General features: G+C 39.1%; 22 protein-coding genes. 21 read left to right on the plus strand and 1 reads right to left on the minus strand.

Translation table 11 applies throughout. The features are described 5' to 3' along the window. Nucleotides 1-36 precede the first annotated feature (36 nt). Complete coding sequence (locus VIHSUH07_RS03525) at nucleotides 37-1,059, plus strand: branched-chain amino acid aminotransferase (protein WP_105083929.1); 1,023 nt, start codon at nucleotides 37-39, stop codon at nucleotides 1,057-1,059. Nucleotides 1,060-1,162: 103 nt separating this feature from the next. On the opposite strand, the gene VIHSUH07_RS03530 is transcribed toward VIHSUH07_RS03525, so the two are convergent. Next, the gene (locus tag VIHSUH07_RS03530) at nucleotides 1,163-1,555 is read right to left on the minus strand and encodes a thioesterase family protein (RefSeq protein WP_105083930.1); all 393 of its coding nucleotides are present in this window, start codon (nucleotides 1,553-1,555) and stop codon (nucleotides 1,163-1,165) included. Nucleotides 1,556-1,726: 171 nt separating this feature from the next. On the opposite strand from VIHSUH07_RS03530, the gene VIHSUH07_RS03535 reads away from it, so the two are divergent. The 20 genes from VIHSUH07_RS03535 to VIHSUH07_RS03630 all read left to right on the plus strand — a co-directional run bounded on the left by VIHSUH07_RS03535 (nucleotide 1,727) and on the right by VIHSUH07_RS03630 (nucleotide 24,572). Then, on the plus strand, nucleotides 1,727-2,464 hold the full coding sequence (locus VIHSUH07_RS03535) for a TVP38/TMEM64 family protein (RefSeq protein WP_005379027.1): 738 nt from the start codon (nucleotides 1,727-1,729) through the stop codon (nucleotides 2,462-2,464). A 42-nt stretch (nucleotides 2,465-2,506) separates the two neighbouring features. After that, on the plus strand, nucleotides 2,507-3,700 hold the full coding sequence (locus VIHSUH07_RS03540; RefSeq protein WP_105083931.1) for an aminotransferase-like domain-containing protein: 1,194 nt from the start codon (nucleotides 2,507-2,509) through the stop codon (nucleotides 3,698-3,700). A gap of 184 nt (nucleotides 3,701-3,884) precedes the next feature. Then, on the plus strand, nucleotides 3,885-4,718 hold the full coding sequence (locus VIHSUH07_RS03545; RefSeq protein ID WP_009660951.1) for an Mrp/NBP35 family ATP-binding protein: 834 nt from the start codon (nucleotides 3,885-3,887) through the stop codon (nucleotides 4,716-4,718). Between the two features lie 93 nt (nucleotides 4,719-4,811). After that, nucleotides 4,812-6,212: an anion permease gene (locus tag VIHSUH07_RS03550; protein WP_105083932.1), complete on the plus strand. Its 1,401-nt coding sequence runs from the start codon at nucleotides 4,812-4,814 to the stop codon at nucleotides 6,210-6,212. A gap of 135 nt (nucleotides 6,213-6,347) precedes the next feature. After that, entirely contained in the window at nucleotides 6,348-7,646 is a 1,299-nt protein-coding gene (locus VIHSUH07_RS03555; RefSeq protein WP_105083933.1) for a M18 family aminopeptidase, read from the plus strand. A 293-nt stretch (nucleotides 7,647-7,939) separates the two neighbouring features. Further along, nucleotides 7,940-11,386 (plus strand): pyruvate carboxylase, encoded by a 3,447-nt coding sequence (locus VIHSUH07_RS03560; protein WP_105083934.1) that lies wholly within the window; start codon nucleotides 7,940-7,942, stop codon nucleotides 11,384-11,386. A gap of 210 nt (nucleotides 11,387-11,596) precedes the next feature. Continuing rightward, a complete protein-coding gene (nrdR, locus tag VIHSUH07_RS03565; RefSeq protein ID WP_005379058.1) occupies nucleotides 11,597-12,070 on the plus strand; it encodes a transcriptional regulator NrdR in 474 nt (157 codons plus the stop codon). A gap of 9 nt (nucleotides 12,071-12,079) precedes the next feature. Then, complete coding sequence (locus VIHSUH07_RS03570; protein ID WP_105083935.1) at nucleotides 12,080-13,006, plus strand: dipeptidase; 927 nt, start codon at nucleotides 12,080-12,082, stop codon at nucleotides 13,004-13,006. Further along, nucleotides 13,006-13,575 carry a D-sedoheptulose 7-phosphate isomerase gene (gmhA, locus tag VIHSUH07_RS03575; RefSeq protein ID WP_005381034.1) on the plus strand — a complete coding sequence of 190 codons (570 nt, stop codon included), beginning with the start codon at nucleotides 13,006-13,008 and terminating at the stop codon, nucleotides 13,573-13,575. The genes VIHSUH07_RS03570 and gmhA overlap by 1 nt, the downstream gene beginning before the upstream one ends. Nucleotides 13,576-13,617: 42 nt before the next feature. Further along, complete coding sequence (rfaE1, locus tag VIHSUH07_RS03580; protein WP_105083936.1) at nucleotides 13,618-15,096, plus strand: D-glycero-beta-D-manno-heptose-7-phosphate kinase; 1,479 nt, start codon at nucleotides 13,618-13,620, stop codon at nucleotides 15,094-15,096. Further along, the gene (gene rfaD, locus VIHSUH07_RS03585) at nucleotides 15,093-16,058 is read left to right on the plus strand and encodes an ADP-glyceromanno-heptose 6-epimerase (RefSeq protein ID WP_060807074.1); all 966 of its coding nucleotides are present in this window, start codon (nucleotides 15,093-15,095) and stop codon (nucleotides 16,056-16,058) included. Before rfaE1 ends, rfaD begins: the two co-directional genes overlap by 4 nt. A gap of 51 nt (nucleotides 16,059-16,109) precedes the next feature. Further along, nucleotides 16,110-16,610, plus strand: a complete 501-nt coding sequence (locus VIHSUH07_RS03590) for a D-glycero-alpha-D-manno-heptose-1,7-bisphosphate 7-phosphatase (RefSeq protein ID WP_105083937.1) — start codon at nucleotides 16,110-16,112, stop codon at nucleotides 16,608-16,610. A 51-nt stretch (nucleotides 16,611-16,661) separates the two neighbouring features. Further along, nucleotides 16,662-17,681: a glycosyltransferase family 9 protein gene (locus tag VIHSUH07_RS03595; protein WP_105083938.1), complete on the plus strand. Its 1,020-nt coding sequence runs from the start codon at nucleotides 16,662-16,664 to the stop codon at nucleotides 17,679-17,681. Continuing rightward, the gene (locus tag VIHSUH07_RS03600) at nucleotides 17,681-18,718 is read left to right on the plus strand and encodes a glycosyltransferase family 9 protein (RefSeq protein ID WP_105083945.1); all 1,038 of its coding nucleotides are present in this window, start codon (nucleotides 17,681-17,683) and stop codon (nucleotides 18,716-18,718) included. The genes VIHSUH07_RS03595 and VIHSUH07_RS03600 overlap by 1 nt, the downstream gene beginning before the upstream one ends. A 3-nt stretch (nucleotides 18,719-18,721) precedes the next feature. Next, complete coding sequence (locus tag VIHSUH07_RS03605; protein ID WP_105083939.1) at nucleotides 18,722-19,705, plus strand: 3'-5' exonuclease; 984 nt, start codon at nucleotides 18,722-18,724, stop codon at nucleotides 19,703-19,705. A gap of 46 nt (nucleotides 19,706-19,751) precedes the next feature. Then, complete coding sequence (locus VIHSUH07_RS03610) at nucleotides 19,752-21,143, plus strand: aminopeptidase (protein WP_105083940.1); 1,392 nt, start codon at nucleotides 19,752-19,754, stop codon at nucleotides 21,141-21,143. Between the two features lie 51 nt (nucleotides 21,144-21,194). Next, on the plus strand, nucleotides 21,195-21,572 hold the full coding sequence (locus tag VIHSUH07_RS03615; RefSeq protein WP_005383868.1) for a hypothetical protein: 378 nt from the start codon (nucleotides 21,195-21,197) through the stop codon (nucleotides 21,570-21,572). A gap of 133 nt (nucleotides 21,573-21,705) precedes the next feature. Further along, nucleotides 21,706-22,683: an ABC transporter substrate-binding protein gene (locus tag VIHSUH07_RS03620; RefSeq protein ID WP_005378884.1), complete on the plus strand. Its 978-nt coding sequence runs from the start codon at nucleotides 21,706-21,708 to the stop codon at nucleotides 22,681-22,683. Nucleotides 22,684-22,707: 24 nt separating this feature from the next. Then, on the plus strand, nucleotides 22,708-23,685 hold the full coding sequence (locus tag VIHSUH07_RS03625) for an ABC transporter substrate-binding protein (protein ID WP_105083941.1): 978 nt from the start codon (nucleotides 22,708-22,710) through the stop codon (nucleotides 23,683-23,685). 14 nt (nucleotides 23,686-23,699) lie between these two features. Continuing rightward, a complete protein-coding gene (locus tag VIHSUH07_RS03630; protein WP_005378866.1) occupies nucleotides 23,700-24,572 on the plus strand; it encodes an ABC transporter permease in 873 nt (290 codons plus the stop codon).

Raw genomic sequence — 24,572 nt, forward strand, 5'->3', positions numbered from 1 at the left:
ATTATAAGTATATTAATAAGCATGGAGGTTATTGTTATGAGCAAGAATATCGATTGGGATAATCTCGGTTTTGGTTATGTAGAAACCGATTACCGTTATTTGACTACATATAAAGATGGTAAATGGGACGAAGGCGGTTTAATTACTGATGCTAATGTTGTCCTTAATGAATGTGCAGGTGTATTCCAATATGCGCAAACTGTATTCGAAGGTTTGAAAGCATACTACACTAAAGATGGTCACATCGTATGTTTCCGTCCGGATCTAAACGCTGAACGTTTAAATCAATCTTGTGAACGCCTCGTAATGCCTACATTACCTGAAGGTCGTTTCATTGAAGCTGTAAAAGAAGTAGTAAAAGCTAATAAAGATTTTGTACCTCCTTACGGTCATGGTGCAAGCCTTTATATTCGTCCTTACATGATGGGCACTAACTCCGTTATCGGTGTAAAACCAGCTGACGAATATCAATTCCGTGTATTCACAACACCAGTAGGCCCTTACTTTAAAGGTGGCGCAAAACCAATCAAAATCCGCATTACTGATTTTGACCGTGCAGCTCCTCATGGTACTGGTCATATCAAAGCTGGTCTTAACTACGCTATGAGTTTGTACGCTATTACTGATGCACATGCAAAAGGTTATGCTGAAAATATGTACCTTGATGCAGCTACTCGTACTCATGTAGAAGAAACTGGTGGTGCTAACTTCATCTTCATTTCTAAAGATGGCGCATTGGTAACACCTAAATCCGATAGTATCTTGCCATCCATTACACGTCGTTCCTTGATGTATGTAGCAGAACATTATCTTGGTATGAAGGTAGAACATCGCCCTGTTCATAAAGATGAATTAAAAGACTTTGCAGAAATCGGCCTTTGCGGTACAGCAGCTGTTATTTCTCCAGTAGGTCAAATCGATACTCCAGAAGGCACTATTAATGTACCAGCTGGCATGGATGATATGGGCCCTGTAACTAAAAAATTATATGATACATTACTTGGTATCCAACATGGCGAAATCGAAGCTCCAGAAGGTTGGGTAGTTAAGATTTGCTAATCTTTTAGGCATATAAAAGAATACAATATAAAAACATCCTCCATAATCAGATGATTGTGGAGGATGTTTGTGTTTACGAAATTATTTTATTGAATCGGCCTATTTAGTTTGATGCTTTTCGTGCACCAACTTTAGACATAAATTTTTCGTTGTTAATGACGAATCTATCGTGTGTGCCTTTACCAATGATACCAATACCATCGGATGCTTCGATAGCAAAGGAGATTTTACGACCTTCTACAGCTGTTACTGTAGCCGTAGCCGTGATTGTAGCACCCATCGGGGAAGGCGCGTCGTGGCTGATTGATAGGGAGATGCCTACCGTGCCTTCACCGTCGTTTAATTCTGGTTGCACCGCCGCTTGTGCAGCTTCTTCCATAAGTGCACACATAGCAGGCGTAGCAAATACCTCAAGAGAACCAGACTTCATTGTTTTTGCAATATTAGATTCAGTAACTGTAACCGTTGCTGTAGCAGATTGACCAACTTGTATCATAGTAAACCTTCTTTCATTATGAAATAGAATATATTTGTATTATACAACTCTTATGAGTATATATGCTAATTTTGTAATGATAAAATTTATTATTTCCTAAAATAGACTTAATTATACAGACTCTATAGAATCCGTGCTATAATAGTACTAGTTTTATTAAACGAGGTTACTATGAAAGAACGAAAATTTTCGCCTTCTGGTGAAGGCTTGGTACAGGTAATAGCGGGCATATTATTTGTCGTATTGCTAATCATCATTAATATTGTAGATCCAACATTTTACCCAACTATGTGGCATTTAGCTACGAGTGGTTCTATGGAGGAAATTGCCGAGTATATTCAAGGCTATGGTCCTATGGCTATGGTGGTGAGTATGCTCCTTGATATTTTTGTCAATGCTGTAGGCTTTTTGCCATCTATCTTTATTTCCACAGCGAATGGTCTCGTGTTTGGCATGTGGCCTGGTATCATTATTTCATGGCTCGCTGAAACAATTGGGGTAGTTATTAGCTTTTACATTATGCGTTATTTCTTACGAGATGCAGCGGATAAGCTAATTTCTAAGAGTACCACATTGATGAAAGTTGACGATTTCTCTGGCAATAATGGTTTTGTGGTCATGTTATTTGCTAGATCACTGCCTTATTTTCCATCTGGCGTTATCACTGCATTAGGGGCTATCAGTAAGATTAAGCCGCGTGACTATATCTTGGCCAATTTAATTGGTAAATTCCCATCTACAGCCCTTGAAGTTGCCATTGGCACAGATATTGTAAATTTTCAAGAAAATATGGGGCGTCTAGGTATTATCGTAGTCGTAGCAGCCATTGTATATTTCATTTTGTGGAAGGTATACAAACGCTATATTAATAAGCGTAATGCAGAACGAGAACATGATCCTAATGCTTAATAAAATGTAATTCTATGTAGTTAAAATAAAAGAGGCGATACTATGAGTTTTTCACTTCCTGAACGTGTCATATTAAAAGGTCCTAATTTCATCCGTGAAGTATTTGAACGTGGTGTAGGTGTACCAGGATTTATCAGTTTTGGTATTGGTAATCCAGCACCAGAGGCAATTCCTGTGAAAGTCATCGAAGATGCTTTTGATTTCATCGTTCATGACAATCCTATGGGCTTGTTACAATACGGTCCAATGCAAGGGGATGCACGTTTGGCAGAATTGACATTGAAACGTTTATCTGAAGTTCATCATATGAATTTAGAAGGCCAAGGTTTAATCATTTCTAATGGGGCTGGTCAACTATTGGGCTTAGTACCAATTACCGTGTGTGAACCAGGTGACGAAGTATATATGGATGATTATACTTTCACCAGTGCTATCAATTCTGTACGCAATATGGGGGCTAAGGCAGTCGGTATCAAAACTGATGAGTCAGGTATGATTCCCAGTGAATTGGAAAAAGCAGCTCAATCTGGTAAGGGGAAATATATCTATTTAATTCCAAATTTCCAAAACCCAACCGGTATTACCATGCCTTTAGAGCGTCGTAAAGAAATTTACGCTATTGCATCTAAATATGATTTATTCATTTATGAAGATGATCCATATGGTGAAATTCGTTTTGCTGGTGAGCATGTACCGGCCTTTAAATCCTTTGATACGGAAAACCGTGTCCTTTACGCAGGATCGTATTCTAAAACATTATCGGCAGGCTTGCGCGTTGGTTTCTTGTTGGGACCAGAAAATGTTATCGGCACTATCCAAGCGTTAAAAAATAATACGGCTGGACAAATGCCGCTAGTTACACAAAAGGTGGTAGCACACGTACTAGAGCATATTGATTACGATGCACATTTAGAAAATGTACAGAAGGTATATAAATCTAAATGTGATGCTATGATGCGTGTCTTTAAAGAAAAAGGTAGTTCCAAGGTTCATTTGACGCAACCTACAGGTGGTATGTTCGCATGGATGACAATGCCGGATACTGTTGATTGTGATGAATTCTTTGAAGCGTGCATGGATAAAAATGTAGGCATTATTAAATGTGGTGCCTTTGCAGCTGATGGCGTACAAAACGGTCATGCATTCCGTTTGAGCTATACGGTGCCAACAATTCCAGAAATTGAGAAGGGGATGGAAATCCTCTGTGCTCTTACAAAGGACTATTGTGGTGAATAATTTAGTCGTTTAAAGCGTATAGGTATATTGAAAATTATTAAACTACCATGATACAATAACACTGTAAATATATGATGTGTTAGTTGTAGAAAGAGCTTTCACAATGAACGATATTTACAATGAGATAATAATTTTCTAACTATATATTGTTGAGGGAAGTCCTCAAAGAAAGTAGGTGTTTACTATGGGTTGCGGTAGCAGCAGTAGTGATTGCAATAGTTGTCCATCCAAATCCGCAGGTTGCGGTGGTGCACAACAGCCTCAAGATATGACGGCGCCATTGCATGAATTGAGTTCCGTTAAACATGTTATCGGTGTTGTATCCGGTAAGGGTGGCGTAGGTAAATCCTCCGTTACAAGCTTGATGGCCTTAACGATGGCTCGTAAAGGTTATAAAGTAGGTATTCTTGATGCTGATATAACTGGTCCATCCATTCCTAAGATGTTTGGTATCAAAGAAAAGGCTTACGCTGACGAAGTTGGTATGTATCCTGTTAAAACTAAGCAATATGGCATTGATGTAATGTCTGTTAATTTGTTGCTTGAAAATGATACAGATCCTGTATTGTGGCGTGGTCCTATTCTAGGCAATGTTGTAAAACAATTCTACAGTGATGTTATTTGGAAAGACATCGATTATTTATTCGTTGATATGCCACCAGGAACAGGTGACGTAGCAATTACTGTATATCAATCCTTGAAATTGGATGGTATTATCATTGTTACATCTCCTCAAGACTTGGTATCCATGATTGTTGAAAAAGCAGTTAAAATGGCTGATTTGATGCAAGTGCCTATCATCGGTGTAGTAGAAAACTATTCGTACTTCCATTGTCCAGATAATGGTAAGGATTACCAAATCTTTGGTGAAAGCCATATTGAAGAAATTCTTCAAAAATATGGTCTATTATTGTTGAGCCGTTTACCAATCGATCCTAATATTGCAAATTTATGCGATAAAGGTGATATTGAGTCTATCGACAAAACAAATTTAGAGGATGTATCTTTGCCTGAGTAGGATATATATGACGATGAAAGCTGTGCATAGTTTTAGATGCACAGCTTTTTTCATACAAAGTTTAATTTTTTTTCCTATGTAGGAGGTATGTGTATGAAAAAACTATTGAACTGGATTATTCCAGCGGTCTTTGGTATAGGCCTGTGGTTTATTCCAACACCAGAGGGTTTAACACCTCAGTCTTGGCACTTATTCGCCATCTTTGTTGCTACCATCGTAGGCTTTATTACGCAGCCATTACCAATTGGTGGTGTATCTATCGTTGTTATCACTGTGGCTGCACTCACAGGTACATTGAAAATTGGTGAAGCTATTTCTGGTTTTGCGAATTCTGCCATTTGGTTAATTGTTGGGGCCTTCTTATTCTCTCGTGGTTTTATTAAGACTGGTTTGGGTAAACGTATTGCTTATAACTTGATTGCTGCATTTGGTAGCAGTTCTTTGCGCCTATCTTATGCTTTAGCTTTATCTGATTTGATTTTGGCGCCTGCCACACCATCTAATACAGCTCGTGTGGGCGGTGTTATTATGCCAATTACGACAAGTTTGGCAAAAGCGTTCGGCTCTGAACCACAAGATGGTCCTCGTAAGATTGGTTCCTTCTTGATGCAATCTATTTATCAAGTCAATACGATTACATCTGCTATGTTCCAAACATCTATGGCGGGTAATACATTAGTTGCTGCATTGGCACTTCAATCCTTTGGAATTGGCATTACTTGGGGGGATTGGGCTATGGCAGCCATTGTTCCTGGTATCATTGCATTAATCATTATGCCGTATTTCATTTACAAAGTATATCCACCTGAAATTAAAGATGCTCGTGAAGCACAACAAATGATTCGCGAAGAGCTAAAAGGCCTTGGTAAAATGTCGTTCCAAGAATGGGTTATGCTAGGCGTATTCGTTTTAGCTTTAGTGTTATGGGCTACCTCTCAATTCACAAAAATTGATGCTACAACTGTTGCATTCTTAGGTATTTCTATTTTGCTTGCTACAGGTGTTCTTATTTGGGACGATGTTAAAAGTGAAAAAGGTGCTTGGGATACATTGGTTTGGATGGGTACATTGATGGGCTTTGCTGGTTTCTTGTCCAAATTGGGCTTCATCAAATGGGCTACAGTACTTGTAGGCGCTTATATTCCAGAAGGATCTTGGATTATTGCCTTCGTTATAGCTGTACTTATTAATACATATTCCCACTATGTATTCGCATCCTTAACAGCACATATTTCTGCCATGTTCGTAGCATTCTCCGCTATTGCTATCTCTGCAGGTGCACCACCAATGTTGACATTGTTGATGATTGCATTCACATCTAACTTGTGTATGTCCTTGACTCACTATGCAGCAGGTCCTTCTCCAGTAATCTTCAACACTGGATATGTTCCTCAAAACACATGGTGGAAACTCGGTTTCTTCTCATCCGTAATCAACTTAATCATCTTTGTAGGATTAGGTTCTATTTGGATGAAAGTTATCGGTATGTGGTAACATACAATTACATAAACGTATACGATTATGTATACATGACGCCGTCCCTTGTGGGACGGCGTTTTTGTGATACAATGGCAATAGATTATGTATATTACATAACAATTTGCATGTAATAATTGAGTAGGAGGTCATATGAAATTTGATAATCCTCAATTAATAAAATATATCAAGGGATGTACATCTCCGTATCATACGGTAGATACCAGTTTGCAACTATTATTAGATGCAGGATTTACAGAGTTATCCTTGGAAGAACCTTGGAATTTAACATCTGGTGATTATGTAGTTAATGTATATGGTACGACATTATTTGCCTTTCACATAGGCGAGGACTATCGTCATTCTTTACGCATTGCATCGGCTCATACAGATTTTCCTGCTATACGGGTAAAACCTAATCCTATTACAGATGTAAAAGGGTACACAAAGCTCAATGTTGAAATGTATGGTGGATTAATTCAAAATACCTGGTTAGATCGACCTTTAGGTGCGGCGGGGACCGTTGTTTTAAAAGGTGAGAACCCATATGATGTTGATTCCGTTTTATTTGATACGAAGCGGCCAATCGCTATTATTCCTAATTTAGCAATTCATATGAATCGTAATGTGAATGATGGGGTAGCATTGAATCGACAAAAAGAAATGTTACCTATCATCATGATGAAACCAGATGGAGATACGACAAAATCTGAGGAAGAGGTATGGAATCAATTTTTAGCAGACGAGATTAATTGTGATCCATCTGAAATTCTATCCTATGAAATTACACTCTATCCTGTAACAGAAGGTGCATTAGTTGGTACAGATTTCGATTTCATTAGTTCTCCAAGACTTGATAATTTAACATCTTGCTTCGGTGTTCTCGCGGGTATTGTAGAGGCAAAGATAAATAAAGTTGACGGTATTCGCTGTGCAATCCTATTCGACAATGAAGAGGTGGGTAGCCGTACTAAACAAGGCGGAGCAGGAATGTTATTGCCAAACTTATTAGAACGTGTGTATCGCAGTTTAGGATTAAGCCGTGATGATATGGATCTAGATGTGGCTCGTGGATTCATGATTTCATCTGATGTAGCCCATGGATTGCATCCAAATTATCCAGAGAAAAATGATATTACCAATTTCCCGGTACTCAATGGAGGCGTTACATTAAAACAGGCCTGTAGCCAATCTTATGCAGGCGATGCAAAGGCTATTGCCATTGTGAAAGGCCTTTGTGAGGAAGCTAATGTAGCCTACCAGATTTATGTTAATCGTTCTGATATTCCGGGTGGCTCAACTGTAGGTTCTATTTCATCAGCTATGTTACCAATGCGGACGATGGACATTGGCTTACCATTATTGGCTATGCATTCCGCTGTTGAAACGATGGGAGCTCGTGACCAAGAACAATTGAATCATTTAATGGAACATTTCTTGGGTGATGAATAAATTACATAAATATAACCTTATTCCACATCCGGTGTATGTAAAAATACATATGAAAAATTAATGAATAGAATAATTTCTATATTAGGTTAAATATTTTATAAATATAACCATATTGATGATTAATGCTTTTAATATCTGAAAATTATTGTATAATATAAGTATATTTGATTCATAATCGGATATCAAAAAAAGTGATAAATGTTTAAGTAAAACATGTATTTCGATATACATATATACAATGTATATCAATGCACACAAATCTATCATTCGATAGGACTCGGTAGGAGGCAATTATGAAGAAAATTAAATCCGTTTTGGTAGCCAATCGTGGCGAAATCGCAATCCGCGTATTTCGTGCATGTAACGAAATGGGTATTAAAACAGTAGCTATCTATTCTAAAGAAGACACATTGTCCTTGCACCGTAACCAAGCTGATGAAGCATATTTGGTTGGGGAAGGTAAAAAACCAGTTGATGCCTATTTGGATATTGAAGATATCATCCGCATTGCTAAAGAGCATGACATTGATGCTATCCATCCTGGCTATGGTTTCTTATCCGAAAACGAAGAGTTTGCTCGTCGTTGCGGTGAAGAAGGCATCATTTTCATTGGACCTCACGTAGAACATTTGAATATGTTCGGCGACAAGGTTAATGCTCGTACACAAGCTAAATTGGCAGACATTCCAATGATTCCAGGTTCTGATGGGGCATTGCGTGATTTTGCACAATTAGAAGAATTTGCTGAAACTCACGGCTATCCATTGATGATTAAAGCCGTAAACGGTGGTGGCGGTCGTGGTATGCGCGAAGTTCACCGCAAAGAAGAGTTACGCGATGCTTATGACCGCGCTAAATCCGAAGCTAAAGCAGCATTTGGCGATGATGATGTATATGTAGAAAAACTTATTGTTGAACCTAAACATATTGAAGTACAAATCTTAGGTGATGAACATGGTAATGTAGTTCATTTACATGAACGTGATTGCTCTGTACAACGTCGTCACCAAAAGGTTGTTGAAATGGCACCAGCTTTTGCATTGCCATTAGAAACTCGTAAAGCCGTATGTGATGCAGCCGTAAAAATCATGAAAAATGTTGGCTACGTTAATGCTGGTACTGTTGAATTCTTGGTAACAGCTGATGGTTCCTTCTATTTCATCGAAGTTAACCCTCGTATCCAAGTAGAACATACCGTAACAGAAATGATTACGGATATCGATATTGTTCATTCTCAAATTCGTATCGCTGAAGGCTATGATTTGCACAGCCCAGAAATAGGCATTCCTGAACAAGATGAAATTCCTTGTAAAGGTACTGCTATCCAATGTCGTATCACTACAGAAGATCCTAAGAACAACTTTATGCCAGATACTGGTAAAATCTTAGCATATCGTAGTTCCGGCGGCTTTGGTATCCGATTAGACTCTGGTAATGCTTTCACAGGCGCTGTAGTAACACCTTACTATGATTCCCTATTGGTAAAAGCAACTGCATTCGGTCCTAACAACGAAGAAACCATTCGTAAAATGCTTCGTTGCTTGAAAGAATTCCGTATTCGTGGCGTTAAAACAAACATTCATTTCTTGATTAACGTTCTTGAAAACCCTGAATTCCAAAGCGGTAACTACACAGTTAACTTCATTGAAGACCATCCTGAATTATTCGAATTAAAACCAGATCGTGACCGTGGTACTAAATTGCTTCGCTACATTGCAGATACTACAATCAATGGTTACTCCGGTGCAGGTCCTCAAGAAGTGCCTGATTTTGAACCAATGCAATTGCCATCTAAATTAGATGTGTCTCCTGCACCTGGTACAAAACAAAAATTCGACGAATTAGGTCCAGAAGGTTTCAGCAAATGGTTGGCTGACCAAAAACAAGTATTCTTTACTGATACAACATGGCGTGATGCTCACCAATCCTTATTTGCTACACGTTTGCGTACCATCGATATGGCTCGCGTAGCTGGCGATGCAGCAAAAGGTGTACCAAATCTATTCTCCTTAGAGTGTTGGGGTGGTGCAACATTTGACGTATCCTATCGTTTCTTGCACGAAGATCCATGGGAACGTTTGCGCATGTTCCGCAAAGAAGTGCCTAATACATTACTTCAAATGTTGATTCGCGGTGCTAATGCCGTTGGTTATACATCCTATCCAGATAATGTAGTTCGTAACTTCATTCAATTATCCGCTAAAAATGGTATCGATGTATTCCGTGTATTCGATAGCTTGAATAGCCTTGACAATATGAAGGTTGCCATCGATGAAGTTCGCAATCAAAATAAGATTGCTGAAGTTGCGTTGTGCTACACAGGCGATATCCTCGATAGCAATCGTCCTAAATACAATCTTGATTACTATGTAAAAATGGCTAAAGAATTGCAAAATGCTGGTGCCAACATCATCGCTATTAAAGATATGGCTGGTTTGTTGAAACCTCAAGCTGCATACAACTTAGTATCCGCTTTGAAAGATGCTGTGACAGTACCAATTCATTTGCATTCTCATGAAGGTTCTGGCAATACGATTTACTCCTATGGCCGCGCTGTAGATGCTGGTGTAGACGTAATCGACTTAGCTTACTCTGCATTTGCAAATGGTACAAGCCAACCTAGCATGAACTCCATGTACTATGCATTGGCAGGTACAGAACGTCAACCACAAATGAACATCGGCTACATGGAAGAAATGTCTCATTACTTCGGTAGTATTCGTCCTTACTACAGAGGCGTTGATAAAGCTGAAAAATATCCAAATACAGAAGTATACCAACATGAAATGCCAGGCGGTCAATATTCCAACTTGCAACAACAAGCTAAAATGGTTGGACTTGGTGATCGTTGGACAGACATTAAAAAAGTATATCACCAAGTTAATATGATGTTTGGTGATATCATCAAGGTAACACCTTCTTCTAAAGTCGTTGGTGATATGACATTGTACATGGTACAAAATAATTTGACTGAAAAAGATATCTATGAAAAAGGTGATACTCTTGATTTCCCTCAATCAGTAGTAGAATTCTTCGAAGGTCGTCTAGGCACACCATATCAAGGGTTCCCTGAAGAACTTCAAAAAATCATCTTGAAAGGTGCTCGCCCTATTACTGTTCGTCCTGGTGCTGTATTACCTCCAACTGATTTCGAACATGTTCGTAATGAATTAAACGAAATGGGTGCTAATACTACTGATGAAGATGTAAGTGCATACTGCTTGTATCCTAAAGTATTTAAAGACTACACTAAATTTACTAAAGACTTTGGTAATGTATCTGTACTAGATACACCAACATTCTTCTTTGGTATGAAACGTGGTGAAGAAATTCAAGTTACTATTGAAAAAGGTAAAACATTAATTATCAAGATGAATGGTGTATCCGATCCTGATGAAGATGGTAATCGCATCGTTCTCTTTGAATTCAATGGTCAACCACGTTCTATTAAAGTTCATGATAAACATGCTAAAACAACTGGCGTTGTTCGTCGTAAAGTAAATGAATCCAACCCTGGTGAAATTGGTGCTACGTTGTCTGGTTCCGTTGTTAAGATTCTAGTTAAAAAAGGTCAATCCGTAACTAAAGGTGAACCATTAATCGTAACAGAAGCTATGAAGATGGAAACAACAATTACAGCTCCTATCGGTGGTATCGTTGAAGAAATTCTTGTTCGTGAAGGCAGCCGTATCGAATCTGGTGATTGCTTGTTACACATTGAAGATGCTATTAAACGTTAATTTCATACGATTTAGCGCGTAAGTGCATACTAAAGAACCCCTTATAACACTTTTGATTATAATCTTCTTAAAAAGATTGTAATTCATAGGTTTATAAGGGGTTCTTTTTGTACTTTTCCTACTAAATATGGTACTATATAAGGTATAAGAAAATAGGCGTATTGTGCCTTTTTCATGATTACTGACTGATTAGAAAAGGAGTATTAGCTAATGAGATGTCCTTATTGCCAACATACAGACACGAAGGTAACAGACTCAAGAACGACAGATGAAGGAAATAGTATCCGTCGTCGTCGGGAGTGTATTAATTGTGGACGCCGCTTTACTACTTATGAAATCATCGAAGAAGTACCACTCATGGTAGCAAAGAAGAATGGTCGCCGTGAATTATTTGACCGTGGTAAATTGTTAAATGGCTTGTTACGTTCTTGTGACAAACGAACAGTGCCTATGTCCGTTATGGAAGAAGTGGTCAATAATGTAGAGCGAGACATTCGCAATGAAGTAAATCAAGAGATTTCTACAGATCGTATTGGTGAACTTGTATTACAACAATTAAAAGATATTGACCAAGTTGCCTATGTACGTTTTGCTTCAGTATATCGTAAGTTTGATAATATTGACAGCTTTATGGCTGAACTTAAAGCATTAAAAAAATTAGATGCTAAAAAAGCAAAGAAATAGCGTGAATATATGATTGATTTACATTGTGATACGATAATGCAATTAATCGACCACCCTCATGATGGTGATTTATTTTCTAATAACTGGAAAATTGATATTGAGCGCCTTATCAAAGGGCATAGTCGATTGCAGGATTTGGCATTATTTGTAGACTTAGAAGAACAAGACGATTCGTATGGTAGATACGAATCTATGCGCCAATTGTTCGATAGTCAGATACAAAAATATAGCGACTATATCAGTCATGTGCGTTCTTATGATGATATTACAGCGTGTTATGAAAATCATAAAGTAGCTGCTTTATTATCCATTGAAGAGGGGGGAGTTCTTGGAGGCGATTTAGCTAAGTTAGACAAGGCTTACGCTGATGGTGTTCGACTTATTACATTGACCTGGAACTATCCTAATGAATTGGGGGAACCTAATACTGGAGATTCTCATAAGAAATTGACAGAAACAGGCATTGCATTTGTAGAACGGATGCAAGAATTAGGTATGATTGTTGATTGTTCTCATCTTAATGATGGGGGAACAGAACAATTAGGCGATATTCTTGATGTGCCTTTTATTGCATCTCATTCTAATGCGCGAGAAGTGACAGCTCATCGTCGTAATTTGCCGGACCACTTGATTCGTCTAATTGGCGAAAAGGGTGGCGTTATTGGTTTGAACTTTGCTCAATCCTTCTTAGGGACTTCACCCATCAGTCGCATCGATGATATTGTGAAGCACGGATTGTATATCATCAATAAGGGCGGTGAAGATGTAATCGCTCTAGGCACTGATTTTGATGGTATCAAGCCAAATACAGAAATTGAGGATATTTCAGATATGCATCGTTTGTATGATGCATTTAGAGGCGCCGGGCTTTCAGAAGAACAAACGGAAAAACTATTTTGGAAAAACGCGGATCGCCTACTAAAGGAGATTTTATAATGACAGATATAAATCCAATCATTGCGGATCGATTTACAGACCATCTTGATGTGTTTAGTAAAACAATGGATCAGATGGATGTTATTCAAGAAATTGCTAACCGCTGTATTGTGGCTTTGAATAGTGGCAATAAAATTTTATTCTGTGGTAATGGTGGTTCCGCTGCGGATTCTCAACATCTTGCAGCAGAACTTATTGGACGTTTCAAAAAAGAACGTCGCTCTCTTGCATCCATTGCGCTTACCACAGATACATCTATTTTGACAGCTGTTGCCAATGATTATGACTATGATGCAGTGTTTGCGCGTCAAGTTGAGGGCTTAGGCCGTTCTGGGGATGTACTTATCGGTATTTCTACATCGGGTAATTCAAAAAATGTTGTGAAAGCTGTGGAAATGGCACGAAATACAGGTATGCACACGATTGCTTTCACCGGTGAAGGTGGCGGTAAATTGGCAGAATTATGCGATCTTACACTAGCTATTCCAAGTACTGTTACGGCGCGTATTCAAGAAATGCACATTTTAGCTGGTCATATCATTTGCGAACTTATTGAAGAAGATTATTAATCGAGATAGGGAAGAAATCACAGATTTCTTGAAAGGGGACCTATGATTACAAAAACAGTGAATGAGTTTTTGACAAATTCATTACCGAACCTAAACATTGCAGTTATCGGTGATGTTATGGTGGATCGTTATGTATTTGGCGATGTGAGCCGTATTTCACCAGAGGCTCCTGTGCCGGTCAATCGCGTATCCTCTGTGAAAGAAGTGCTTGGCGGGGCAGGTAACGTAGCGTCTAACTTAGCCAATCTCGATTGCCATGTCTATTTAGGGGCTGTAGCTGGTGTCGATGACCATGGTAGAGTGCTCGATAACTTATTGGCCGCTGATCATATTGATACATCCGGTCTCATCCATGATGAAAGTCGGTCTACGATTACTAAAATGCGTATTTTAGGTGACCGTCAGCAAATGATGCGCCTTGACTTTGAAACGATTACACCTATTACAGCTGCTGAAGAAGAACAATTAATCAGTTGGCTAGAAGAGCTTTGTCAACGTGGATTACAAGGCATCGTCATATCCGATTATGGAAAAGGCGTATGCACACCGACATTGTTGCATCATGTATTCAAGTTGGCGAACACGTATCAAGTACAGACCATCGTAGATCCTAAGGGTGCTGATTGGTCCAAATATGATGGTGCTACATGTATTACACCGAATGTAAAAGAATTGGGTGAATCCTTAGGTCGTGTGATTCCGAATGATGATACCTCAGTTATTGAGGCGGCTAAGGAAGTACTTAATAAGGTTAATATTAAATATATTATCGGTACTCGTTCCGCAAAGGGTATTACCGTTGTGGCTAAGGATGGTAGAACTTGGCATAATCCAGCAACACAACAGGATGTATTCGATGTGAGTGGCGCTGGTGATACGGTCGTAGCTATGATGATTTCATGCTTAGCCAGTGGTTTATCCATGCGTTTAGCCCTACATATCGCCAATGGCGCTGCTGGCATCGTCGTATCTAAGGTGGGAACATATCCAATCCATCGCCAAGAGTTGATTGAGTTATGGCGCTCTGTACGACAATTGACAACATCTAGTCCTTTATATACGAAAGAAGAAATGAAGGCGTTAATCGATAAATGGCAAAGCATGGACGAAACCGTCGTATTTACAAATGGTTGCTTTGATATCTTGCATCGAGGACACATTACGTATCTACAAGAGGCGGCACAACTTGGGGCTCACCTCATTATTGGACTAAACTCTGATGCATCTGTTAGACGTTTAAAGGGTGAAACAAGACCTATCGTATCCGAAGAGGATAGAGCAGCCTTATTAAGCGCCTTACAATGTGTAGATGGTGTTGTCCTTTTTGAGGAGGATACACCTGCCGAATTATTAGCATACTTACGCCCTAATATTCTTGTTAAGGGCGGCGATTATAAAAAAGAGGATATCGTTGGTAGAGAGTCTGTAGATGAAGTAGAGGTACTTTCATTTAAAGAAGGATACTCCACATCGGATATCGTAAAGAAAATAGCCACGATGGCTAAGGAGGGGAAATTATGATTATTGTAACTGGTGGTGCCGGTTTTATTGGTAGTAATATTGTGAAAGCCTTAAACGAACGCGGTCGCAATGATATTTTAATCGTTGATGATTTAACAGATGGTCGTAAAATTCGCAATCTCCAAAATTTAGATTATTTAGATTACATTGACTGTGATGATTTTGATGCTGCCATTGCAGACGGCACATTCAATGTAGGTCCTATTGAAGTCATTTTCCATGAAGGCGCATGTGCAGATACGATGGAATACAATGGCAAATATATGATGAAGAACAACTACGAAGGTTCCAAAAATCTATTCCACTATTGCCAAGATCGTGCTATTCCATTTATCTATGCATCCTCTGCATCTACGTATGGCAATGGTACAAATGGCTTTGTTGAAAAGCCAGAAGCAGAAGAAGCGTTAAATCCGTATGCATATTCTAAGCTATTATTTGACCGTTATGTACGTAAATTTGAGGGCGAATATACAGCGCAAGTGGTAGGTTTGCGTTATTTCAATGTATTTGGTCCTAATGAAGCACATAAGGATAAAATGGCATCTCTTGTACGCCAAATGTTCTATAAAAACCAAGAAACAGGCGTTATCAATTTGTTTGAAGGCACAGATGGCTATGAAAATGGTGGTCAAACACGTGATTTCATCTATGTCAAAGACGTGGTAAATGTAAACTTCTATTTCTGGGAACATCCTGAAATTTCTGGTACATTCAACTGCGGCACAGGTCACGCACATAGCTTCAATGAATTCATGCAAGCTGTTATTGACTATAATGGTAAAGGTCGCATTGAATACATTCCGTTCCCAGAAGTGTTGATTGGTAAATACCAAAGCTTTACCGAAGCTGACACAACAAAATTATTGGCGGCTGGTTATGATAAAGGCTTTACGCCATTAGCTGATGCCGTAAAAGAATATTGTGAATTATTAGATAATAACGAAGGTTACTTGCGTTAATTTGTTGTGATAGATTAATGTCAATTCTTTGATAATTGTAAAGGATGTAGTATGAGAAAGGTGTTATTCCTCGATAGAGATGGGGTTATCAACAAGGATGTTTCCTATCTCTATAAGATAGCGGATCTACAGTGGGTTGATGGTGCAAAAGAAGCATTGAAATTAGCCCATGATTCTGGTTATGAACTTATAGTCGTAACAAACCAAAGTGGTGTGGCACGAGGTTATTATAAGGAAACCGATGTACAAATCCTACATGATTATATGGGGAATGAACTGTTTAAAGCGGGTGCACCTATTTTACATTTCTATTATTGCCCACATCACAAGGATGGCACTGTAGAACGCTATGCTGTCGATTGTAATTGTCGTAAACCAAAACCTGGTATGATTTTGCAAGCTATCAAGGATTTTGATGTTGATGTAGAACGTAGCTTTCTCATCGGTGATAGCCAACGTGATGTAGAGGCTGCTGAGGCTGCAGGGGTAAAGGGATATCTGTTTACAGAATCCAATCTATTACATTTCATGAAAAAGATTTTAAAGCATTAATTTTTGGATGAACCACATTTGTGTGTATTCTTCGTTCATAGAGGGGTTATTATGAAGGACTATTCCAATATACTCATCATAAAAATGAGTTCCTTAGGTGATGTCATTCACGCATTGCCAACATTATATGCATTGCGCCAAAATTTGCCGCACGCAAAAATTACCTGGGCCATACATGAACAATTTGCGAGTTTATTGCCAGGTACCCCTTGGGTGGACGAAGTAATTATCATCGACAAGAAACAATTAAAATCGCCGTCTTATTTGTGGAATCTTCGTAAAGAACTACATAGTCGTCATTTCGATATGACCTTAGATTTACAATGTATCGCCAAAAGTGCCATTGTATCTTTACTATCGGGTTCTCCTGAGAAATATGGCTATTGGGAACTTCGCGAGGGCAGTCAATTAGTTAATAAAGCTCTAGTAGGAGCTCATAAATATGATCACGTTATTGAGCGCTATCTCGATACGGTACGTGCCTTAGGTGGCGAAGTGGATGGCGTGGAATTTCCAATGCCTCATGACCATGCAGCAGAAGGGAAGATTCGCAACCGGCTATCCGAACTAGGTGTAACCGATGATTATGTTGTCGTTGTACCTGGTGCACGATGGATTGTTAAGGAATGGCCGTTATTAAATTTTGGTGAATTATGTATACGCCTTTGTGAAAGTGGCAAAAAGGTGGTTATTGCAGGTTCGCCTGATGATAGTGAAAAAGGTCAATTTATAGAAAACTATGTGAAGAGCGATAATCTCATTAATTTAGTTGGTCAAACGACCATGGCTGAGTTAATCGAGTTGATTCGTCACTGCCATATTTTCATCAGCGCTGATACGGGGCCTTTACATATTGCCAATGCATTAAAGAAACCATTAATCGCGTTGTTTGGTACGACATCACCGCATAGAACGGGCCCATATGGGGGCAGTCATGTGCATCTTATTATTTCCTCTACATCTAAGGCTACACCTGAACAGCCACTAGTAGATGATCCCGACTGTATGGCACAAATTCCAGTAGATGCGGTATGGGATGTGTATTCTGAAATGTTGAGAAAGGATTTATGATGGAGCTTGATTATAAACGTATTGTCGTAACCTTTCTCATGCATTTAGGTGATGTAGTATTAACGACTCCATTTCTAGAGGTGTTGCGTAAAGCAGCACCTCATAGTCATATCACCTATGTGATTGATGAAAAGTTACAAGATGTGATGAAATACAATCCTTATATCGATGATTTGATTACCATCGATAAAAAAGGACGTCATAATAGCATTAAAGGGTTAAATGAAATCGCTCGTCGCATTAACGACCAAGGTCGTCCAGATATCGTTATCAACCTGCATCCTAATGAACGTACATCATATTTGGCATGGAAAATTCACGGTAAGGTAACGACAGGGATGAGTCATTTCCTATTTAGACCATTTATGACGAAATATACCCGTCTTGATCGCAAGACACGTCATGCTGCTGATATGTACATTAACGTATTAGAGCAATTAGGCGTCACCGACGTAGCTAATCACGGATTACATATCGAGACTAGTAAGGAATGGAATGACGAGGTATTCCGTTTTTATAAAAGCCAAGGCGTTATGCCTCGTGATAAGATTATTGGTTTTAATATCGGCAGTGCAGTGCCTGAAAAACGATGGCCCGCAGAGCGCTTTGCGGATGTAGCCGATTATTTTGGCAATAAAGGGTATAAAACAGTATTCTTTGGGGGCCCCATGGATTTGGACATGGTAAAACCTGTTGTAGAACAGATGAAGACGGCGCCAATCGTGGCTACAGGTGCTTTTAAATTGGGCCCTTTAGCTGCGGCCATGAAATGGTGTGATTTGTTGATTACGAATGATTCTGGACCTATGCATGTAGCCATTAGTCAGGGTGTTCCTATCGTAGCCCTTTATGGACCATCCAACCCATTTTTCTATGGTCCGTACCAAGCGAAATCTATCGTACTTGAATCGATGGACCATTATGAAATTGGTAAAAGCATGAAACAAGTCATTAAAGAAGGTAAGTATAAAGGCATTTCTGTTATTACCGAAGAACAAGTGATTAAGGCAGCTGAAACATTACTGCAGGAATCGTAAGTTATGGATTATATTATTTTTGATTTAGAGTGGAATCAACCATATAGCAACGACATTAGCTTTATGAAGCGAGCACGGATGCCGTTGACCGGTGAAATCATTCAAATCGGAGCTATTAAGCTCAATGAGAATTTAGAGATTGTGGATTCCTTCACAATGTATGTAAAACCTAAATATTTACCACATATGCATAAGCATGTGAAGGCCCTTACAGGGATAACCAATCAAGATTTGAATCGCGGTGTCCCATTTAGGGCGGCCTACAGTCATTTTCAACAATGGTGTGGCAAGGATTATATGCTCCTATCTTGGGGCGCTGACGATATTCTTATATTGCGAGAAAATTTATTGCTCCATAAATTAAAGAGTATCGACTATGATTCTTGGGCTGATGCACAGATGATATACAGCTATCAACGATATGGCACGACACAACAGTACTCCGTAGCTCATGCTATGGAGGATTTACATATATCATCCGAAGAACTATCCGCTCATAATGCGCTGCACGATGCTATATTTACGGCGCATATCTGCCAAAAGCTAGATTTGCCAAAAGCATTATTGAATTATGATTCCATACGAAAAGAGGCGCCAAATCCATTTTTATATCCACCGGGTTTGACCTTCTTTATGTACGATAACTTTCAAGAAAAGAAACGTATCGTATATGATAGACGAGTGCGATTATCCTTTTGTCCTTATTGCCAAAGTCGATTGGAAACGACACGTCCTGAGCGGATACAAGGAGATAAGCATTTATCTATAGGCGTTTGTCCGAAACACGGAGCATTTGCCATTCAGTTAAAGGTAGGAAAATATACGATTAAGTCGGGAATTACCAAGTTTTATGTAACAAAGGTATTGAGTCATAGTACTGATGAAATCGATAAACTATATAGAGAAAAATCGGAAATTAACCGAGAGAAAGAACGGCTCTACTATGAGCGCCGTCAAAAAGAATTATTAGAAAAATCAAAAGCATAACACACGATATAGTGTACTGTATGCTTATATAGAAAGGGATGAAATTATGGAACGTAAATATGCTTGGCATAATTATGATGAACAAACATTACAAGATGTGATGTCATTAGGTGACTCTTATCGTCAATTTTTAGATAATGGAAAAACAGAACGCGAATGTGTCATTCAATCTGTAGAAGCTGCTAAAAAAGCTGGCTATGTAGATTTAAATGACTTGATTAAATCTAATACGCCAATTAAAGCGGGAGATAAGATTTACTATACTCACATGGATAAATCTATTGCGCTATTTAATATCGGTACCGATGATTTAGACCTTGGTATGAATATCCTTGGTGCTCATATCGATTCTCCGCGCATTGACGTAAAACAAAACCCTCAATATGAAGATAGCAATCTAGTATTCTGGGATACACATTATTACGGGGGTATTAAAAAATACCACTGGGTAGCTATGCCGCTTGCTATTCATGGGGTTGTAGTCAAAACGGATGGCACACGCATCAACATTAATATTGGTGATAAGGAATCTGATCCTGTATTCTGTATTACTGACTTATTGCCTCACTTAGGGCAAGAACAAATGCAAAAGAATGCGGCAAAGGTGATTGAAGGAGAGGCTCTAGATCTTCTCATCGGTAGTCGCCCTGTTAAAGATGAAGAAAAAGAAGGGGTCACTAAATTTATTAATCACCTTCTTGAAAAAGAATATGGATTTGTAGAACGCGATTTATTATCTGCTGAACTTGAAATTGTACCAGCTGGCAAGGCGCGCGATATGGGCTTTGATCGCTCCATGGTATTAGCATATGGCCAAGATGACCGTGTCTGTGCTTATACATCCTTGGTAGCTATGCTCGAAGTTGATAAGGTAAAACGTACGACTTGTTGTTTACTTGTAGATAAAGAAGAAATTGGTTCCGTTGGTGCTACAGGCATGCAATCCAAATTCTTTGAAAATGCGGTAGCAGAAATCTTAACATTGATGGGTAAACCTAATTCAGTAAATGTGCGCCGTACATTGGAAAATTCTCGTATGCTATCCTCTGATGTTAGTGCTGGATATGATCCATTGTATGCATCTGCTTTTGAAAAGAAAAATGCTTCTTACCTCGGTATGGGTGTCGTATTTAATAAATTTACCGGTTCTCGTGGTAAATCCGGTTCCAACGATGCCAATGCAGAATACATGGGTTTTATCCGCCGTGTAATGGAATCTAATAACGTAACATACCAAACGGCTGAACTCGGCAAGGTTGACCTTGGCGGTGGTGGCACCATTGCGTATATCATGGCCTTATATGGTATGAATGTAATCGACTGCGGCGTTGCTGTTCTTAGCATGCATGCACCATGGGAGGTTACATCTAAGGCCGATATTTATGAAGCAAAACGCTGTTACGTAGCATTTTTGAATGCAGATGATGAAATAATCTAGTATGATGGGGCTTTCACCATTGGTGAAAGTCCATGTTATGTGAGGTATAGGATGAAACAAACGGAATTAGGCGCTGCTATCGAGGCGGCGAAGGGAGAGGCAACAGAGGTTAAGACCGTAAAGGTCGATATTTTTGATATTCCTGAAACAAAGGCAAAAGAATATATCGCTACCCGCGAAGAGGTGGCTAAAGCTGCTATGGAGGTCATGAAACCATATTGTGTGACTGTTAAACGGGAAACCTTAGATGAAGATGAAGGGGAAGCCGTTGTGGGCTATTATGTAACGGGAGAAATTTTAATGTGTGTCATCCTTGACCCATTTGAAGTGCCCGTAATGAAGGTGGCCCTCGATAAGGGGACACTAAAAGAATACATTCTAGCAGCTAATGAATTGACAGAGGATATGCTAGCTTCTCTAGATAAATAATAAATCTGTTAGCATACAATATGTGCTCTACATAAGGACAAATGTAAAATACTTTAGTCTGATACATTGATGTAGTGCTCAAAGTTGTTTATAATAGAAGTATTATTATTTCGAATATAGGAAGGAAGACCCAATGAACTTGAAAAAAGGCATTGCCCTCGCGCTCACGGCGGCAGCATTGATGGCTTTCACAGGCTGTGGCACAAATGAAACTACATCTAATGGAGAATATAAGGTTGGTGTTGTACAACTCGTAGAACATCCAGCACTAGATGCGGCAAATAAAGGTTTTGTTGATGCTCTTAAGGAAAAGGGCTTATCTGATAAAATTACCTTTGATCAACAAAACGCACAAGCTGACCAATCTAATTTGAATAGTATTGCACAGCGTTTTGTATCTGATCGTAAAAATTTGATTTTAGCAATTGCTACGCCAGCGGCCCAATCCATGGCGAACGCAACTCATGATATTCCAATCTTGGGTACAGCTATTACTGATTACGAGGCGGCTAAACTTGTTAAATCTAATGAACATCCAGGTGGTAATGTATCTGGCACATCTGATATGAACCCTGTAGAACAACAAGTAGATTTGATTTTAAAAGTATTGCCAAATGCTAAAACAATCGGTACGATTTATAGCTCTAGCGAAGTAAATTCTCAAATTCAAGTTGAAAAGATGAAAGCTTACGCAGCGACAAAGGGCATTAAGGTTGAAGAGGTTACTGTTTCCAATGTAAACGATATTCAACAAGCGGCACAAAACCTTGTATCTCAACGTGTTGATGCCATTTATGTACCAACAGATAATGTGGTAGCATCTGCTATGAGCAATCTTGTAGCGATTACCGACCCTGCAAAAATTCCTGTATTCGGCGGCGAAGATAACCACGTAAAAGGCGGTGCGGTTATGTCCTTATCTGTAGACTACTACAAACTTGGTTACCAAACTGGCTTGATGGCGGCTAAGGTGCTAACTGGTGAAGCTAAAGTCGAAGATATGCCGATTGAAATGCAAAAAGAATTCAAATTAGTTGTAAATAAAGATAAATTACAAAAATTGGGCATCACCTTACCAGAGGATTTGATGAACAAAGCAACTATGATTTAGTACTTAACTGGTAAGGAGTTACACATGAACTGGAAAAAAGGTATTGCAGTGGCACTTAGTGCCATCACTGTTATGGCAATGGTAGCTGGTTGTGGTTCCAATACTACTACTAGTGACCAAAAGAAAATTGGCGTTATTCAATTAGTAGAACACCCATCCCTTGATGCTGCTAATAAAGGCTTTGTAGATGGTCTTGCATCTAAAGGTTTTAAAGATGGGGAAAACATTAAAATCGACCAACAAAATGCACAAGCTGACCAATCTAATTTGAATAGTATTGCACAACGTTTCGTATCTGATAAAAAGGATTTAGTATTAGCAATCGCAACACCAGCGGCTCAAACGATGGCAAATGCATCTCATGATATGCCAATCTTAGGTACAGCTATTACAGACTATGTAAGCGCTAAACTCGTTCAATCCAATGAACACCCAGGTGGCAATGTAACTGGTACATCCGATATGACACCTGTTGAAAAAGAGGTAGATCTTATCATCGCTTTAGTGCCAAATGTAAAACGCATTGGTGCTATTTACACATCCTCTGAAATCAACTCCCAATTACAAGTTGAAAAGATGAAAGCTTATGCTGCTACAAAAGGTATTACAGTTGTAGAAGCTACGGTTTCCAACGTAAACGATATTCAACAAGCAGCAACAAATCTTGTAAATCAAGATGTACAAGCTATTTATACACCAACAGATAATGTATTAGCATCTGCTATGGCTAACTTAGCACAAATTACAGATGCTGCTAAAATTCCAGTATTTGCAGCTGATGAAGGTATGACAATGACTGGTGGTGTAGCAACATATTCTGTAGATTATTATAAATTAGGTTATCAAACAGGTTTGATGGCAGCTAAAGTTCTTTCTGGCGAAGCAAAAGTTAGCGATATGGCCATCGAAACACAAAAGGATATTAAATTGACTGTCAACGAAGAACGTGCTAAAAAATTAGGTATCACAATTCCTGATGCACTTCGTAAAGATATGAAATAAAAGAGGAGATTTTGATGTTAGATTTAGTGGTAGGCACCATAACAACAGGCCTTTTGTGGTCCTTGTTAGCGGTCGGTGTATTTATTACCTTCCGCGTTCTTGATGTGGCCGACTTGACTGTTGAAGGGACATTCCCAATGGGGGCGGCCATTTCCGCCATCTTGATTACAACTGGTATGAATCCAATTCTTTCTATCTTGATTGCTGGCGTAGGTGGCATGGCTGCCGGTGCCGTAACCGGTTGGATCCATACAAAATTAAAGATTCCTGCATTGTTAGCTGGTATCTTAACGATGATTGCTTTATATTCCATTAACCTTCATATAATGGGGAAAGCCAACGTATCCTTACTTCGCATGGATACAATTTATACAATTATTGGTAGCGTGCTTCATACGCCAAATATGTGGTCTGCTGCCATTGTTGGTGTTATCGTAGCTGTTGTTGTATGTTTATTACTGTTCTGGTTCTTCGGTACTGAAATTGGTACCGCATTACGTGCAACAGGCGTTAACCCTCAAATGATTCGCGCCCAAGGCGTGAACACAGATAATATGATCGTTCTTGGCCTATTAATTTCCAATGGCTTCGTTGGGATGTCTGGTGCTCTTATTGGTCAATTCCAAGGCTTTGCCGACGTAGGCATGGGGATTGGTACCATCGTAATCGGCTTGGCATCCGTTATTATCGGTGAGGTTGTATTCGGTACAAAATCCTTTGTTCGTAGCCTCATTGCTGTAGTACTTGGTTCCATCGTATATCGTATCGTTATCGCTGCCGTACTCTACATGGGTATGCCACCAAACGATTTAAAATTATTCACTGCTATTCTTGTTGCCATCGCGCTTTCTTTGCCTACATTGAAAGCCAAATGGTTAGCTCGTTAA

This window comes from Veillonella sp. T34266-5, assembly GCF_002959815.1.
GTDB lineage: Bacteria > Bacillota > Negativicutes > Veillonellales > Veillonellaceae > Veillonella > Veillonella atypica.